Here is a 17271-nt window from a genome sequence, read left to right on the forward strand (position 1 = left end):
TCCCCGCCCGCCGCTGCCGCAACGGAGGGTTTTACGCTATGGTACAGACCAAGAATTTTCCGCTGGAAACGCGCGGCGAGGCGGTCAGCCGCGAAGCGCTGGTCCAGGCGGCATTACAGGAGATCACCCAGAATTACCGCGAAGCAAGCCTTTCCAATGTGGCCCGCAGCTACGGCGTTTCGCTGGCGTATGTCAGCGAGTGCGTCCGGGCCCAGACCGGAAAGACCTATAAGGAGCTGCTGCAGAAGCACCGGATGGAGACCGCCGCCCGCCTGCTGCGCCGCAGTGACCTGAACATCCAGCAGATCATCACCCAGGTGGGCTACGAGAACACCAGCTACTTCTACCGCCTGTTCCATGAGCGGTATGGCCAGAGCCCCCGGGAGTACCGCCGGGCACGCAGCCAGCGCACATAAGCGCATCAGTGAACGACCCTCTCCGCCTTTGCAGCAGGCTTTGACGGAGAGGGCCGTTTTGTGTTATATTAAGGCAGAACGATCAGGGCGGGCAGCGGCCTGCCGGAAGAGAGGTTGGATGACGATGTTTCGTGGAGCAAGACGTGCAGATCTGGATGCGATCCTGAAAATTTATGCCCGCGCCCGGCAGGCGATGGCGGATTCCGGCAACCCCACCCAGTGGGGAGATCATTTCCCGCCGCAGGAGCTGCTGGAAGAGGACATTGATTCCAACCGGCTGTTCCTCTACCTTGTCAACGGCGAGCTGGAGGGCGTGTTTGCCTTTATCCTTGGCCCGGACCCCACCTATGCCCGGATCGAGGATGGCAAGTGGCTGAACGATACCCTGCCCTACGGCACCATCCACCGGCTGGCTTCGGCGGGCAGGCACCCCGGCGTTGCCGCCGCTGTGATCACCTGGTGTCTGGAGCACTGCGAGAGCCTGCGGGCCGACACCCACGCCGACAACAAGATCATGCAGCACCTGCTGGAAGAAAACGGCTTTACCAAGTGCGGCATCATCCATGTGGAGGATGGCACGCCCCGCATTGCCTACCAGAAAATGTCCCTTACCCTGCCTTTGCGCCGGGATTGAACCGCAAAAATGCGCCGCCCCACCGGAAACGATGGAGCGGCGCTGTTTTTATGTGGTTCTGTCAGGCGTGGAAGGGAGCGGGTGCGCCTGTGCTCAGGAAGCGGCAGCTGCCGGAGCTTCCGGGGCGGGCTGCTCTGCCGCAGTTTCTTCCGGCGTGGGCTGGAAATACTTCTCGTACAGCTCCATGCCGATGCGGTAGCCCTGCCACACGATGACCGCCGTGCCTGCACCGGCCACGCCGATGATGGCGGCAGTGCCCAGAATGCTGGGCTCGCTCTCGATGGTGGCATCCCGGTACTGGGCTTCCACGGTCACGGTGCTGCCCTTGGCCACGCTGCCCGCCGGGATGGTAAAGCTCTCCTGGTTGTAGGCGACCGCCGGGTTGCCCAGCAGGCTGGCTTCATCCATGGCCCACAGGTCGAACACCATGCCCTCGGGCACGGCGCTCTGGTTCAGCGTCACCTTGACCTCGGCATCCACCGGCACGCTGGCGCTGGTCATGGCTTCGCCGCCGTTGTAGGTGAACGTGCCGCCTTTCACCGTCAGGGTGTAGGTGGGGGCTTCGGGTTCGGGCTCGGGTTTGGGTTCGGGCTTCGGGTCGGGAATCTTTTCCCAGTTGGCGTAAAGGGTGAACTGGCCGGTAGGAGCAACAGTGAAATCATAAGGCTTGCCATCTTTGGTGCGCCAGCCCTTGAACTCATAGCCAACCACGTTGGGAAGCGTGGTGGGAGCTGTCAATGTCCCGCCCGTTTTGACGAACACTTTTATCATTCGCTCTGCTTCAGGCACTTTGTCGCCATAGTCGAAGGTGACGAGAGTGGGGGCATAGCCAGAAAGAGCAGAAATAACGCTTTCACTTGTGCCAGAGTAGCGGATGTCATTCAGGCTAGTACAACCATCGAAAACATACGGGCCAATTGAAGTTACGCTGCCGGGAATCGTGATACTAGTCAGGCTAGAACAATTCTTGAAAGCCTCGAGGTCAATAGTTGTCACACTATCAGGAATCGTGATACTGGTGAGCTTAGTGCAGTTACAAAAAGCAGCCAAGCCAATTGAAGTTACACTGCCGGGAATCGTGATACTGGTGAGGTTGGTGCAATCTTCAAAAGCGCTGCTACCAATGGAAGTTATATTATTTGAAAGTGTGATGCTGCTTAAGTTTGTGCAATGGAAAAAAGCCAAGGGTCCGATATATGTGACACTTTGCGGAATTGTAATGTTAGTAAGGCTGGAGCAATAATAAAAAGCATCCCAGCCAATGGATATTACACTATCTGCAATGTCAACATGAGTTAGCTTAGCAAACCGGCTAAAAGCGCATTGTCCAATCGAAGTTACGCCGGGAGAAACGACAACAGAGGTGATTTGATCGTGGAAGCTGTACCATGGCTGATAGCTACCAAATGGAAAATCTTCCATTGCACCACTGCCGCTAATCGTCAACTTATAAGTACTCGGATCATCTGTGTTTTCGGTCAGCTGCCAAGTGACACCAGACCCATCTCCAGCTGCGCCGCCGGTCAGCTTGGCACCGGATTCAACCACCAACTGGACATTCGGGTTCAGGGGGCGCAGTGCGTTTTCCTCACCGGAAAAATCATAATCTCCGCTTTCCAGCGTCAGCGTGTTATTGCTCGCATCAAACTTCCAGCCGTTGCCGGTATAATTCGCCCGGTTGCCGTTCAAATCCTGTGCAGTGGCCGGGTAACCGTCCTTGTCAATCACCAGCCAGGTCAGTGGGCTGATGGTTACGGTTGAGCCTTTTGCAGGCGGTGCGGTAAAGGTAACGTTATAAGCGTAATGACCATCGAACTCAATCTTGGGATTGCTCTCACACCAGTCGGAAAGAAGCGTAGGCTGTGCATTATCAATGGTTACATCAAGGGGTGGAAGATTTTGGAAATTGATCGCAGGCTCAAAATGATAGCTTATATCAACAGAAACGGATGCCTGATTCGGGATGATATAACATGAATCACGATACTCATTGACCAAAACCCCTTCATAACCGGTGGGTGTTTTTGCTTTGAGGGTATAACCCGGTTCTATGCCACTTCCGGTTAGCTCATCTTTGAAGGTGCCGCCGTTGATCGTGCCGCCATTGTTTGTAACGGTGCACGAAGAAGCCCGATCACCAAACTGACCATTTTCAATCTTGCCGTTAGATTCATTGGAAACGGAAGAAGAAAAAAGCCGCCGGTAATAGTACCATGATTTGTAACAGCACCCCAAAAAAAACCATCGGTTACGGTTGCATGTTGACCGATTATGAGGTTGCAGTCTGTGTTATTACCCGGTCCGGTGTGAATGCCATTATTGGAAAAATCATAGTTTGTTGGGGTGCTGGGGCTTAATGTCAAAGTTCGGGTGTCCTTATCATAGCTCCAGTCTGTTCCGGAGCAGGACTGACTACCGCTATTAGAGCCTTCTGGGTAGCCGCCCTTTACAATTTTTAATTGGCCGCCTCCCTCCGCCCACGCTGTGATTGCCGACACAGGCAGGAGCGTTACCGCCATGCACAGCGCCACCAGAAGGCTGATAAGTCGTTTCTTCATAGGGGGTCCCTCACTTTCTTTGGGCCGGAAGTGGAGCTCCGGCAAAAATGGATGCTCTTACTTCCTTAAATACACGCCGCGCGAAATCCTTTCACCCTTTTTCAAAAAAATTTGAAAAAAAAAAAAACAGACGGCAGTCTGACAGTGGTGGATATCCCTTGACAAATCGTTTAAAATTGACTATACTACAAATAGAAAAGGTGCTGACGAGCAATGTTTGGTCAGCTTCCCGTTTCTAGTGGATCAAAAAAGATTGACCGTTTGAGTTGGGGAACTGTGGCGGTCAATCTTCTTTGTTTTTATCGCTCTTCTCGTGAGAAATCTTCCAGCCAGCATCAAATGCGGCTTTCGCAACCGTGACAAGCAGGCTGATCGAGCGCTCCCGGATACTTCTGATGAAGTATGCGGGGGCGTTTTTTCGTGGAACTGGGGGCTTGTGGAGCGGGGGCAATCGTTCTATAATACAAGCTGTGAAATGAATCACAAAAGGGGTGGAACGTATGGACAAAAAACTGAACGAGGCCGTGGCGGCGCTGCGGCCCCAGATGGTGGCGGCGCTCCAGCGGCTGGTGCGCAGGCGCAGTGTGGAGGCCGACCCGCTGCCGGGCAAGCCCTTTGGCGAGGAGGTGGATGCCTGCTTTGCCGAGGCGCTGGCCCTCTGCCATGAGCTGGGCTTTGAGACCACCGATATGGATCGGTACATCGGCTGGTGCGAGATCGGCACCGGGGATGAGATGGTGGCGGTGCTGGGGCATCTGGACGTGGTGCCCGAGGGCGAGGGCTGGCATCACCCGCCCTACGCCGCCGAGATCGAGGGCGGCAGACTGTATGGCCGGGGTGCCATTGACGACAAAGGCCCGGTGGTGGCCAGCCTGTTCGCGCTGAAGGCCATCCGGGATCTGGGCATTCCGCTCAACCGCCGTGTCCGGCTGCTGTTCGGCCTGAACGAGGAGACCAACGACCGGGACGTGCTGTACTACAAGGCCCACGGCGGGGAGATCCCGGTGCTGGGCTTCACCCCGGACGGCGAGTATCCGCTCATCAACGGCGAAAAAGGCATCCTGAACGAAAGCTATGCCGTGCAGCTGCACCAGACCGGTGCCTGGCAGCTGAGCAGGGTGCAGGGCGGCGTGGCCGGCAATGTGGTGCCGGACTACGCCTGCGCTGTGCTGACCGCCCCGGCGGGGGCCGCCCTGCCGGATGCGGAGCACATCACCGTGACGGCCGTCCCCGGCGGCTATCAGGTGGAAGCGGTGGGCGTTTCGGCCCACGGCAGCCACCCGGAGCAGGGCGAAAACGCCATTGGGCGGCTGGTGTGCTACCTTGACCGGCTGCCGCTGGAGGGGGATGCAAAACAGGCCGTGCACTTTCTGGCGGAGAAGCTGGGCACCGACCCCTACGGCGAGCGCCTGCTGGGCCACCGGCTGGAGGATGCGCTCTCCGGCCCCATGAGCTGCAACTGGGGGCTGATCGAGGGCGACGCGCAGCATCTGTGGGTCAAGCTGAACTACCGCTATCCCGTGACCATGGAACGGGCAGACTGCCAGCCCGCTGTGCAGGCCGCCTTTGAGGCCGCAGGCTGGGCGCTGGATGGGCAGGTGCACAAGGAAAAGCTCTACTACCCTGCCGAGACCCCGCTGGTCAGCGCCCTGCTGGAGGTTTACCGGGATGCCACCGGCGACAATGCCCCGCCCAAGTGCATCGGCGGCGGCACCTACGCCAAGATGCTGCCCAACGTGGTGGCTTTTGGCCCCCTGTTCGCGGGTGACCCGGTCACAGAGCATCAGCCCGATGAATGCATCGATCTGGAACGTCTGGTGCAGAACGCCCAGATCATTGCAAACGCCATTGTCAAGCTGGCAAACCTGCCGCTGGAATAAGAAGGAGGACGGGACTATGAAGATCACACAGGTGCGGCTGGGCCGCATTTCCACCCCGCTGCGGGTGCCGTTCAAAACGGCACTGCGCACTGTGAACAGCGTTGAGGATGTTATCGTGGAGCTCCACACCGATACCGGTGCGGTGGGCTACGGCGAAGCACCCCCGACCGGTGTTATCACCGGCGACACCACCGGGGCCATCCTCGGTGCCATTCAGGATCATATCGCCCCTGCCCTGCTGGGCCGCGACCTCGATGAATTTGAGGATCTGACCGCCGCTGTGCAGAAGGCGCTTGTCCACAACACCAGCGCCAAGGCCGCTGTGGACATGGCCCTGTGGGATCTGCTGGGCCAGAAGTACAGCGCCCCTGTTTACCGGATGCTGGGCGGTGCCCGCAAAAACATCGTGACCGATATCACCATCAGCGTCAACCCGCCCGAGGAGATGGCCCGGGATGCCCGCACCGCCGTCCAGCGCGGCTACGACTGCCTGAAGGTCAAGGTTGGTATCGACCCTGAGCTGGATGTGGCCCGCCTTGCCGCAGTGCGGCAGGCCGTGGGCCGGGACATCAAGCTCCGCATCGATGCCAATCAGGCCTGGAACGCCAAGCAGGCGGTCCGCATCCTAAACCAGATGCAGGAGAAGGGGCTGGATATCGAGTTCGTGGAGCAGCCCGTGCCCGCCGCAGACCTTGAGGGGATGCAGTATGTCACCCGCCATGCCGATGTGCCCGTGCTGGCCGACGAGAGCGTGTTCAGCCCGGCAGATGCCCTGCGGATCATGCAGACCGGCGCGGCCGACCTTGTGAACATCAAGCTGATGAAGTGCGGAGGCATCACCAATGCCCTGCGCATTGCCGCCGCCGCTGAGGTGTACGGCGTGGAGTGCATGATCGGCTGTATGCTGGAAGCAAAGATCTCGGTCAACGCCGCCGTGGAGCTGGCCTGCGCCAAGAAGATCATCACCAAGATCGACCTCGACGGCCCGGTGCTCTGCAGCGAGGACCACATCCTCGGCGGTGCCGTGTTCGACGAAAAGAACATCACCGTCTCCGACGCGCCCGGCATGGGAATTCAGGGCTTTGTGCCCGGCAAGGTGTCCTATCTCGACTAAAACAGGAACAGACCGCATCCCGAAACACACGGGGTGCGGTCTCTTTTTGTGAATCTGTATTTCATATACGGACAGTGAAAAAAGCTCGTGTCTGTATATGTTGAAATGAAAAACAAAAAAAGCGGGTAAAATCTTTGACTTTTCGGCCTGCGAGGCGTATAATCGTACTTGTTCCGTGTAGAGGAATGGGAAAACTGTGCGCAATAGGCGCACAATCTGGATAGGGGAGTAGAAAAGTTATGAAAACGTTGAAAGCGGTTGCGGCAAGGTACAACGCCACCAGCCTGATCCTGCGTATCGTCATCGGCCTTGCGGTCGGTGCGGTGCTGGCACTGGCGGTGCCCGGTGCGGGCTGGGTGGAAGAGTTCGGCAGCCTGTTCGTGGGTGCCCTGAAGGGCATTGCCCCGGTGCTGGTGTTCATTATCGTGGCCAGTGCGCTGGCGCAGGGCACGTCCAGGCTGGACCGGCGCTTTGGCACGGTCATCTGGCTGTACATGCTCACCACCTTCCTGGCCGCCGCCATTGCGGCGGCGACCAGCTTCCTGTTCCCTCAGACCATCGTTCTGGCCGAGGCGGCAGAATCCGAGGTGGTGCCCCAGGGTCTGGGCGAGGTGATGAACACCCTGCTCACCAACTTTGTGGCAAACCCCGTCAGTGCCCTGCTGAACGGCAATTACATCGGCATCCTGTTCTGGGCCTGCCTGTTCGGTCTGGCCATGAAGAAGTACGGCGCGGACAGCACCAAGCTGTTCCTGGCAAACACAGCGGATGCAGTCTCCCAGATCGTCCGCTGGATCATCAATCTGGCACCCTTCGGCATCATGGGCCTTGTGTACACCAACGTGTCCAGCAACGGTCTGTCCATCTTTACCCAGTACGGCAGGCTGCTGCTCCTGCTGGTGGGCACCATGCTCTTTATGGCACTGGTCGTCTCGCCCTTTATCATCTTTGTGTATCTGCACTGCAACCCGTATCCGCTGGTGCTCCGCTGCCTGCGTGAATCCGGCCTGACCGCCTTCTTCACCCGCAGCTCTGCCGCCAACATCCCGGTCAATATGGATCTGTGCGAAAAGCTGGGGCTGGATAAGGATATGTATTCCGTCTCCATCCCGCTGGGCGCTACCATCAATATGGATGGTGCCGCCATCACCATTACCATTATGACGCTGGCTGCGGCCAATACGCTGGGCATTCAGGTGTCCCTGCCCGCCGCCATCCTTCTTTCGGTGATGAGCGCTCTGGGTGCCTGCGGTGCTTCCGGCGTGGCTGGCGGCTCCCTGCTGCTGATCCCCATGGCCTGCTCCCTGTTTGGCATCTCCAATGATATCGCCATGCAGGTGGTTGGTGTCGGCTTTATCATCGGCGTGGTGCAGGATTCCGTGGAAACTGCCCTGAACTCCGCCGGTGACGTGGAATTTGCCGCCACTGCGGAATATCACCAGTGGCGCAAGGAGGGCAAGCCCCTGCCGGCGTTCCTGTGCAAGTAATGCAAAACTGAAATGGCTTTTCAAAGGCTGCTGTGCTGCTGGCACGGCGGCCTTTTTGTTTGGAACTTTTTTCTGGGCATTTTGCACAGGAAAGACCTCGTCCTGTTTGAAATTGACGGATTCTGACGGATTTTGCATGAGAGCATCCCCTTTTTCAGAAGAAATTCTGGGCAAAACGGAGAGAAAATCTGAAAAAACTTTCCAAACAAGGTTTCAATCGTCCATGTATACAAGAACTTTATTTTTCATAAAAAACGTTTTGTGCTAGTTGCGCAAAGAACGAAAGAACGTTAAAAATGTATCACTAAATTCATAGTTTGTTCATAGAATTTATAAAACGATTTCATAATTGAGTGGCATAATATGGCCGTCCTCAGAGAGGGGAACAAAAGAACGAAGGGTTCTGAAAGGTTCCGCTCTGAGGATGCAGGGAGATAGAGGCCCTGCCCAAAAACACAATGACATTTACCGATATACGGAGGATATTTATTATGATGAACAAGAACACTGCTATTCTGGACAACACTATGATGGACGCTTACCTGACTGTCACCGAGGGCGTGTCCGATAACTGCGGCATTGGCCTGGCTTTTGCAAGCCTGCTCGAGAGCGCAAAGAAGAACTTTGTCAACCAGAGCAACCGCCGCGCTGTCAATGCAAGCTTTGCCGGCTGATCTTCTCCAATTTGCCGGTTGAAGATTCTCCTTCTTTTTTGTTACAGCTGCTGCCACACTGTAATATGAACTGAAAAGCCCGGAACCACCTGCCGCCATAGCAGGTACGGTTCCGGGCTTTTTTGCTGTGCGGGTTCGGTCAGCGCAGGGATTTTAAGCCGTCAGCTTTGCTTTCTGCAGCGCGGCCACGATCAGCGGAATGAGGATGAGCTGTGCCACGATACCGGGCACGGCAGTGAGCACCGCACCGGACAGGAACGCGCTGAACGGGAAGCTGGAGCCGGACAGACCGGCCAGCACAAAGCGCACCGCACCCCAGACAAGGCGGCCTGCCACCATCGAGGTGACAAGGGTGGCGTAGATCATGGGCAGGGTGTGCTGCACCTTGCGGTACATGAAACCGGCCACAGCGCCGTATGTGGCCAGCTCAAAGGCCATGGCGATGGCAATGGGGTACATGGGGGGCATCCCGAACAGCACCGAGCGGAGCAGCGGGGCGGCAAAGCCCAGTGCCAGGCCCCAGGGGCCGCCCAGCACAAAGCCTGCCAGCAGCACCGGGAAGTGCATGGGGCAGAGCATGTTGCCGATCTGAGGCACATGGCCGGTGATCATGGGCAGCACAAAGGCCAGTGCCAGAAACAGTGCGGCCAGCACCAGATCACGGGTGGTGGAACGGGTCTTGGTATTCATCAATGATTCCTCCTGAAAATGCACAGACAAAAAGGGCCTGCCGCCAGCACGCGCGCCAGCGGCAGACCCCTTCATGGTGTCTGTTTCAAAATAATGTTTGCGGGGAGAAACACGGGCTTCGGCCCGCAAAGCCCCGGCTTCAGCCGGGAATTGTGCAAAAAGTATAGCAGATGCAAAGCCGCCTTGTCAAGCTCAGCGGATGAGGATGGTTACGGGGTGGTGTTTGCGGATTTTTGAAATTTGTAGATGTAATAAAAGGAATCTTCACCGGGGCCTTCTGCAAATGTACTGTTACAGACATTGACGTGAGAATAACCATTGTCGGAGGCTGCATTCAATTCGGCATCAGAAAGCGCATGTTCCATAAAGAGCCAGATCTCAGGATCGGAAAAAGTGAAGCACTGAGAAGTATTGGAGGATTCGATTTGAGCATGGACACGTCCCGGAAAGTAATAATCAAAGAGTGTCCAGTCTAGGAAGTAGTTCGTTGTATAAAGAACTGCATCCTGAGAGGGGGTAATAACTTCCAGACACTGGGTGGTCGCAAGGTCGATGCGCTTTTCCCGCTGATAGGTTTGGTAGAAATCCGGTAGACTGCACACCAGCGTGCCCAAAATCAGAATACTGGACAGAATGGTTCTCCAACGGACTTTAGACAGAAGAAAGCCAAAAACTAGGTAAACGACTGCGGTGAGCGGATAAAGGTATCGAACGAGAAAAAGCGGGCGAAAGGCATGTGAAACGATCAGCCCGACTGCGGAGGTGCCGGCGGCAGAAAGCAAGCCGGTCAAAAGCCAGATCGTATCAGGGGCGAAGAGCCAGTTAGAGGACGATTTGGCCTGTGCTGTGAAATAAAGAAGGAATGCAAGACCGAAAATGAGGACTGTCCAAGAAGGGTTGAAGAAGAATCCGATACAATTGATCGGAGAAGGAATGAAGGTGGACCACCAGTCTGCCGCAGCACGTTTGAAAGTGGGAAGCAATACCAGAAGCCAGGGAAGGTAGACGACCACTGCGGCACAATAAGTGATAAGGATTTTTTTGAAGCTGCTCTTATCCTGCGGAAGCAGAGAAAGCAGAGCCAGATAGAAAAATGCAACGGAAATCAGGGCATAGTAGTGCGTATAAGCGGCACAAAGAGAGGCGACGCTGAAAATAACCCAATCGGAGGTTTTACCGGAATGAAGAATGTTATGGAGTGCCAGATAGGCCGCTAACACAAAGAAAGCGCCGAGTGAATACATTCGGGCCTCGACATTGAACATGATAGCGGTATCAGTCAAAGAGGCAAAAGTGGAAACAACAACTGCGGGAATCAATCCGAACTGTCTGAAAATCACTGTACAGGCAAGAATCAGAATGAGTCCATAAGGAATCAGAGCCGACAGATGATAGACATATCCGTGATTGCCCAGAAGATGATATAGGAGTTGCGTGAAAAGATAGTACAGCGGCGGATGGTTATCTGCCGCTGTGACTTGGAGCATTTCAAAAACATTCATTTGGGCAAGGCCGATGCTGAACCCCTCATCTCCCCAGAAGGAGTTGTCAAAAATGCGGACAAAGTGCATGGCGAACAGCACAAGGGCATACAGGTACAGCAGCCAGGGCAAAATCCTGCGGCTGCGCTGTGCCCGGGATGTGGGTGCGGAAAAAGACATAGGAACCTCCCAAAATGATAAAAAAAGCAAACAAATTCATCTTATTATATCATACAGCGGCAAAAGATGATATTGCAAAGCAGCCAAAAGCTGCAAAAATGTTTTGCGGGGGCAAAATGAACCTGCATTTTCAACAAAAACGGGAACATTTACAAGCGATTTTGCCAAGGGATGTACATTTTGACGAAAGAACCTTGACGTTTTTGCATAGAATAGATAATATAGACTTGAGAAATAGCGCATCGGGGCGTACGGCCCGGGTGCGTACCATATCCGATGCAAACGCTGAGGTTCATACGGGAGGACCAAAGATGACAAATGCAGAAAAGCTTACCCTGGCAAAACACGCCTGCCACATCCGCATGGGCGTGATCGAGGGCACTCACAGCGCCAAGTGCGGCCATCCGGGCGGCAGCCTGGATATCGCCGAGGTGCTGGCGTACCTCTATTTCGTAGAGATGAAGGTGGATCCGAAGGAGCCCAAGAACCCTGACCGCGACCGTCTGGTGCTCTCCAAGGGCCATGCGGCCCCGGCGCTGTACGCCGCGCTGGCTGAGCGTGGGTTCTTCCCGGTGGAGGACCTCAAGACCCTGCGCAAGATCGGCAGCTACCTGCAGGGCCACCCCAACATGAACAGTGTGCCGGGCGTGGATATGTCCACCGGCAGTCTGGGTCAGGGCGTGAGCGCCGCCTGCGGCATGGCACTGGGTGCCAAGCACGCCGGTAAGCCCATCAATGTTTACACCATCCTGGGTGACGGCGAGGTGGAAGAGGGTGAGTGCTGGGAGGCCTTTATGTTTGCTTCTCACTACGGCCTGTCCAACCTCTGCGTTATGCTGGACCGCAACCATCTGCAGATCGACGGCACCACCGAGACCGTGATGAACAGCGCCCCGCTGGAGGAGAAGCTGAAGGCCTTCAACTTCAACGTGCTGACCATCAACGGCCACGATCTTGATGCCATTGAGAGCGCCATCGCCGCTTTCCACGCTGAGAACGAAAAGCCCACCTGCATCATTCTGGATACCCTCAAGGGCAAGGGTGTTTCCTTTATGGAGAACTCCGTTGACTGGCACGGCAAGGGCCCCAACGATGAGGAATACGCACAGGCCATGCAGGAGCTGAATGCAGCTTACGCCGCGCTGGAAGAGGAGGACAAGTAAGATGGCAGAAGTGAAGAAGATCGCTACCCGTGACAGCTACGGCAACACCCTGAAGGAGCTGGCCGCCGAGGGCCACGACGACCTGGTGGTGCTGGATGCTGACCTGGCTGCCGCCACCAAGACCGGCATGTTCCGCAAGGCGCACCCGGACCGTCACTTCGACTGCGGCATTGCCGAGGGCAACATGATGGGCGTAGCCGCAGGTCTGGCCACCATGGGTTATGTTCCCTTTGTTTCCAGCTTTGCCATGTTTGCCGCAGGCCGTGCCTTTGAGCAGATCCGCAACTCGATCGCCTACCCCCGCCTGAACGTCAAGATCGGTGCCACCCACGGCGGCATCTCTGTGGGCGAGGACGGTGCTTCCCACCAGTGCTGCGAGGACTTTGCCCTGATGCGCAGCCTGCCTGGCATGACCGTGATCTGCCCCGCAGACGATGTGGAGGCCCGCGCCGCTGTGCGTGCCGCTTACGCCATGCAGGGCCCTGTTTACCTGCGCTTCGGCCGTCTGGCTGTGCCTGTGTTCCACGATGAGGCTACCTACCACTTTGAGCTGGGCAAGGGCGAGCAGATCACCGAGGGCAGCGACATTGCCATCATCGCCACCGGTCTGATGGTCAACGAGGCCCGTCTGGCTGCCGAGCAGCTGGCTGCCGAGGGCATCCACGCCCGGGTCATCAACATCCACACCATCAAGCCTCTGGACGAGGAGATCGTCCTCAAGGCCGCCAAGGAGTGCGGCAAGGTCATCACCGCCGAGGAGCACAGCGTCATCGGCGGCCTGGGCGAGGCCGTCTGCGCCGTCCTGAGCGAGAAGCTGCCCACCCCTGTCCGCCGCGTGGGCGTGCAGGACAAGTTCGGCTGCTCCGGCCCCGCATGGGACCTGCTCAAGCTGTACGGTCTGGATGCAGCGACCATCTGCAAGACCGCTCACGAGATGCTGGGCTGATCCAGAAAGTCAATAAAAGCCGGTCGGCGTATGCCGACCGGCTTTTTGCGTGCAATTACCGTAAAAATTCGTGATTTTTCCGCACGATATCCGGGGAAACGTGCTGGCTGCTTGCACCCGGCGGCAAAGTGTGTTAAAGTGGGACCAGATAAAAATTTTGAGAGAAGGAGCACCGCTATGAAATACGATTTCACTTCCATCATGGACCGCCACGGCAAGGATGCCATTGCAGTGGATGGCCTTGGCACCGGCTTTGCCCCCGCCGCCCCCAAGGAGGGCTTTGATGCCATCCCCATGTGGGTGGCCGATATGAACTTCCCCACCGTGCCCACCATCCAGGAAGCCATTATCGAGCGCACCAACCACCCCGCGTTTGGCTACTTCAACCCCACCGATGAATACTTCGATTCCATCATCCGGTGGCAGGCAAAGCGCAACGGCGTGCAGGGTCTGACCAAGGAGTGCATCGGCTACGAGAACGGCGTGCTGGGCGGCGTGATCAGCGCCCTGAACTGCGTCTGCTCCAAGGGCGACAAGATCCTGATCCACAGCCCCACCTACATCGGTTTCACCATGAGCCTGAAGAACAACGGCTACGAGGCTGTCCACAGCCCGCTGGTCAAGGATGAAAACGGCGTGTGGCGGATGGACTTTGAGGACATGGAAAAGCACCTGAAAGAGGAAAAGATCCATGCCGCCATCATGTGCAACCCCCACAACCCCTGCGGCCGTGTGTGGGAGCGCTGGGAGCTGGAAAAGGCCATGGAGCTGTACAAGAAGTACGATGTGTATGTGGTCTCCGATGAGATCTGGTCGGACATCATCCTGAGCGGAAACAAGCACATCCCCACCCAGTCTGTGAGCGAGGATGCCCGCCAGCGCACCGCCGCTTTCTATGCCCCCTCCAAGACCTTCAATCTGGCTGGTCTGGTGGGCAGCTACCATATCGTTTACAACAGCTGGTGGCGTGACCGCATGGAAAAAGAGTCCAGCCTGAGCCACTACAACATGATGAACGTTCTCTCCATGCACGCCCTGATCGGTGCTTACAAGCCCGAGGGCTACGAGTGGACCGACGAGCTCTGCGAGGTGCTGACCGGCAACATCGACTTTGCCTGCGATTACATCGAGAAGCACTTCGAGGGCGTGACCGTCTCCAAGCCGCAGGGCACCTACATGCTGTTCGTGGACTGCACCGACTGGTGCAAGGCCCACGGCAAGACCATTGAGGATGTGGAGCACGCCTGCTGGGATGTGGGCGCTGCCATCCAGGATGGCACCATGTTCTTTGGCCCCTGCCACCTGCGCATGAATCTGGCTTCTCCCCGTTCCCGCATCGAGGAGGCGTTCCACCGCATGGACAAGTACGTTTTTAACGCATGATCGCTTAAACACAGCAAAAAGTCCCGACCAGAACGGCCGGGACTTTTTTGCGTTTAATTCAGATCGAAATTGCCCACCAGCAGGTAGTAGAGCGCCTCTACCACCAGCGCTGCCGAAAGCTGGGAAGGCATCATATCGCTGGCAATGCGCTGGATACGGTTGGAGGCCAGCAGGGTATAGCTGGCGTGGCCTGCCAGCGCCGAGCGCTTGTCGCAGGTGATGAGGATGACCGGTGTGCCGTTCTTCTTGGCGGCACGGGCGGCCGTCTCCAGCGCCTCGCAGCGGCCTGCGCTGGAAATGAGCAGCAGGGCATCTTTTGGGGTCAGTGCCGAAGCGAAAGACCGTGCCTTTTCTGGCACCGGGCTGATCATGCAGCGCTTGCCCAGACTGCCCAGCTTGAGCGAAGCATCCATGGCAACGGGCAGGCTGCTGCCGTTGGCTTCGATCTCAATGATCTCTGCCGCCCGCAGAATGGAAAGCACCTTTCTCAGCTGGACAAGGTTCAAGGCCTGAATGGTGGCCTGAACCTCCTCCTGACGGTTGTTCTGAAGATCGAGCAGGGCCTGATGCAGCGGGTCATTGGGGGGCCTTTTGCGGGCCTCCGTTTCCTGTTGCTCCAGCACATCTCGCGCAAGCTCCAGTTGGAATTTGCGGTAATTTGCGTAGCCGAGCTTGTGGCACAGCCGGGTGACCGTGGCTTCGGACGAGTGGCTGGCCTTTGCAAGCTCCGCAGAGGTGGCGACCGAGGCCCACTTTACATCTGCAAGAATGCAGTCCGCAATGCGCCGTTCGGCGCTGTAAAGCTGAAGCCCGGAGCACAGCTGGGTGACGACACTTCCCGGGGAATCGTGCATAGCAATACCTCCCTGTGCGCGCTGTGCATTGGGCACAACGCACAGTACTCTGGAAATAGTATACCGATTTTTTGTTGAAAAATCAATTGAATCTGGCAAGAAAATGCATATCATTCCAAAATAAACCGGGATCCCGCCAGAACCCGCTGCCTGTCAAATTCTCCAAACCGGAATAAGCTGCGCTGAAATTACAAAAAAGGACTGCTCCGCTGGAGCAGTCCTTTTTACGTTTTGAGGGGCGGGAAGGTGCGATCAGCACCCTTCCTTTTCGGCCAGCTTCCGGCCCATGAGCACGCCCATGACGGAGGCCATCATCAGGCCGCGGGTCCAGCCGGAGGAGTCACCCAGGCAGTGCAGGCCCCGGATGTTGGTGTCGAGGTTCTCGTCCATCTTGACCTTGTTGGAGTAGAACTTCAGCTCGGGGCTGTAAAGCAGGGTCTCGTTGGCGGCAAAGCCGGGCACGACCATATCCAGCATCTTGATGAATTCGATGATGTTGGTCATGGCGCGGTAAGGCATGGCGGCGGTGATATCACCGGCCACGGCATCCTTCAGGGTGGGCTTGACGTTGGATTGCGCCAGCTCCTTGGGCCAGGTGCGCTTGCCGTCCAGAATGTCGCCGTAGCGCTGGACCAGGATGTGGCCCGCGCCCAGCATGTTGGTCAGCTCACCCACCTTCTGGGCGTAGGCGATGGGCTGGTTGAAGGGTTCGGTGAAGTTGTGGGAAACGAGGATGGCCAGGTTGGTGTTCTCGCTCTTCTTCTCCTTGAAGCTGTGGCCATTGACCACGGCCAGGTCGTTGTCGTAGTTCTCCTGAGCCACAAAGCCGCCGGGGTTCTGGCAGAAGGTGCGCACCTTGTTCTTCCAGGGCTTGGGGTAGCCGATGAGTTTGGACTCGTACAGCACCTTGTTCACCTTTTCCATGACCTCGTTGCGGCACTCCACGCGCACGCCGATGTCAACGGTGCCGGGCTTGTGGGCGATGTGGTGCTCGGCGCAGATCTTCTCCAGCCAGTCGGCACCGCGGCGGCCCGTGCCGATGACCACAGTATCGGCATAAACAGCATGGGCTTCCTCGTCCTTGGGTCCCCTGATGAGCACGCCCTTGCACTCCTCGTTCTCCAGAATGATGTTCTCGCACTCGGTGCTGAACAGCATCTCCACGCCGTTGTCGGCCAGATAGTTCTGGATGGCCAGATACAGCTGCTGGGCCTTCTCGGTACCCAGATGACGGATGGGGCAGTCCACCAGCTTCAAACCGGCGTGGATGGCGTTCTTGCGGATCTCCTTGATGTCCTCGCCGGTGTAGATGCCCTCCACATGGGGGTCGGCACCGAACTCGAGGTAGATCTTATCGGTGTAATGGATGAGCTCCTGTGCGAACTCCTCGCCGATCAGGCTGGGCAGGTCGCCGCCCACCTCATAGGAGAGGCTCAGCTTGCCGTCCGAGAACGCGCCTGCACCGGAGAAGCCGGTGGTGATGGCGCAGGTGGGGCGGCAGTTGACGCAGTGGCCCAGCTCGGCCTTGGGGCAGTGGCGCTTTTCCACCGGCTTGCCCTTTTCCACCAGCAGGATCTTTTTCTTGCTGCCGTGGCGCAGCAGCTCTACAGCGGTGAAGATGCCGGCCGGACCGGCACCCACAATGATCAGATCGTATTTTTCCATCTCTAGTTTTATCCTTTGCTATTAGTTACAAACTCCCTCAGTCGCCTGTCGGCGACAGCTCCCTCGGAGAGGGAGCCTTTTCTCGGAGGGAAGCTTTATGGGGGTGGCCAAAGCCTCCCTCATGGAGGGAGGTGGCATCGCGCAGC

Annotated in this window: 15 protein-coding genes; 9 read left to right on the forward strand and 6 right to left on the reverse strand. The window is 57.1% G+C overall.

Features of this window, described 5'->3' with window-relative positions; genetic code table 11:
* The first annotated feature begins 38 nt into the window (after positions 1-38).
* A complete protein-coding gene (locus MTP40_RS00645; protein ID WP_035393429.1) occupies positions 39-416 on the forward strand; it encodes a helix-turn-helix transcriptional regulator in 378 nt (125 codons plus the stop codon).
* 124 nt (positions 417-540) lie between these two features.
* Positions 541-1050, forward strand: coding sequence for an N-acetyltransferase (locus tag MTP40_RS00650; RefSeq protein WP_097769844.1), 510 nt, complete (start codon positions 541-543; stop codon positions 1048-1050).
* A gap of 93 nt (positions 1051-1143) precedes the next feature.
* Here MTP40_RS00650 and MTP40_RS14420 read toward each other — a convergent pair whose 3' ends face one another.
* Both MTP40_RS14420 and MTP40_RS00665 read right to left on the reverse strand, forming a co-directional pair.
* Positions 1144-2472 (reverse strand): leucine-rich repeat protein, encoded by a 1329-nt coding sequence (locus tag MTP40_RS14420; RefSeq protein ID WP_256469202.1) that lies wholly within the window; start codon positions 2470-2472, stop codon positions 1144-1146.
* 641 nt (positions 2473-3113) lie between these two features.
* Positions 3114-3608, reverse strand: coding sequence for a hypothetical protein (locus MTP40_RS00665; RefSeq protein ID WP_249259650.1), 495 nt, complete (start codon positions 3606-3608; stop codon positions 3114-3116).
* Between the two features lie 500 nt (positions 3609-4108).
* Here MTP40_RS00665 and MTP40_RS00670 point away from each other — a divergent pair, with 500 nt between their 5' ends.
* The 4 genes from MTP40_RS00670 (at position 4109) to MTP40_RS00685 (ending at position 8763) form a co-directional block, all read left to right on the forward strand.
* Entirely contained in the window at positions 4109-5488 is a 1380-nt protein-coding gene (locus MTP40_RS00670; protein ID WP_249259651.1) for a Sapep family Mn(2+)-dependent dipeptidase, read from the forward strand.
* A gap of 16 nt (positions 5489-5504) precedes the next feature.
* Positions 5505-6602 (forward strand): dipeptide epimerase, encoded by a 1098-nt coding sequence (locus MTP40_RS00675; RefSeq protein ID WP_156068597.1) that lies wholly within the window; start codon positions 5505-5507, stop codon positions 6600-6602.
* A gap of 248 nt (positions 6603-6850) precedes the next feature.
* Complete coding sequence (gene sstT, locus MTP40_RS00680; protein ID WP_442900453.1) at positions 6851-8089, forward strand: serine/threonine transporter SstT; 1239 nt, start codon at positions 6851-6853, stop codon at positions 8087-8089.
* A 491-nt stretch (positions 8090-8580) separates the two neighbouring features.
* On the forward strand, positions 8581-8763 hold the full coding sequence (locus MTP40_RS00685) for a hypothetical protein (protein WP_035393180.1): 183 nt from the start codon (positions 8581-8583) through the stop codon (positions 8761-8763).
* A gap of 153 nt (positions 8764-8916) precedes the next feature.
* On the opposite strand, the gene MTP40_RS00690 is transcribed toward MTP40_RS00685, so the two are convergent.
* Complete coding sequence (locus tag MTP40_RS00690; protein WP_117505680.1) at positions 8917-9453, reverse strand: ECF transporter S component; 537 nt, start codon at positions 9451-9453, stop codon at positions 8917-8919.
* A 209-nt stretch (positions 9454-9662) separates the two neighbouring features.
* Positions 9663-11114, reverse strand: coding sequence for a glycosyltransferase family 39 protein (locus MTP40_RS00695; protein WP_249259653.1), 1452 nt, complete (start codon positions 11112-11114; stop codon positions 9663-9665).
* Between the two features lie 311 nt (positions 11115-11425).
* Here MTP40_RS00695 and MTP40_RS00700 point away from each other — a divergent pair, with 311 nt between their 5' ends.
* From MTP40_RS00700 to MTP40_RS00710, 3 genes are all read left to right on the forward strand, one after another.
* Positions 11426-12277 (forward strand): transketolase, encoded by an 852-nt coding sequence (locus tag MTP40_RS00700; RefSeq protein WP_249259654.1) that lies wholly within the window; start codon positions 11426-11428, stop codon positions 12275-12277.
* A 1-nt stretch (position 12278) separates the two neighbouring features.
* Positions 12279-13223 carry a transketolase family protein gene (locus MTP40_RS00705; RefSeq protein ID WP_098923830.1) on the forward strand — a complete coding sequence of 315 codons (945 nt, stop codon included), beginning with the start codon at positions 12279-12281 and terminating at the stop codon, positions 13221-13223.
* A gap of 177 nt (positions 13224-13400) precedes the next feature.
* A complete protein-coding gene (locus MTP40_RS00710; protein ID WP_005928475.1) occupies positions 13401-14606 on the forward strand; it encodes a MalY/PatB family protein in 1206 nt (401 codons plus the stop codon).
* A gap of 53 nt (positions 14607-14659) precedes the next feature.
* On the opposite strand, the gene MTP40_RS00715 is transcribed toward MTP40_RS00710, so the two are convergent.
* Positions 14660-15460 (reverse strand): MurR/RpiR family transcriptional regulator, encoded by an 801-nt coding sequence (locus tag MTP40_RS00715; RefSeq protein WP_249259655.1) that lies wholly within the window; start codon positions 15458-15460, stop codon positions 14660-14662.
* Positions 15461-15712: 252 nt separating this feature from the next.
* Positions 15713-17125 (reverse strand): NAD(P)/FAD-dependent oxidoreductase, encoded by a 1413-nt coding sequence (locus tag MTP40_RS00720; RefSeq protein ID WP_097772992.1) that lies wholly within the window; start codon positions 17123-17125, stop codon positions 15713-15715.
* Positions 17126-17271: the final 146 nt, after the last annotated feature.

Source organism: Faecalibacterium sp. IP-3-29, assembly GCF_023347335.1.
GTDB classification, from domain to species: domain Bacteria; phylum Bacillota; class Clostridia; order Oscillospirales; family Ruminococcaceae; genus Faecalibacterium; species Faecalibacterium duncaniae.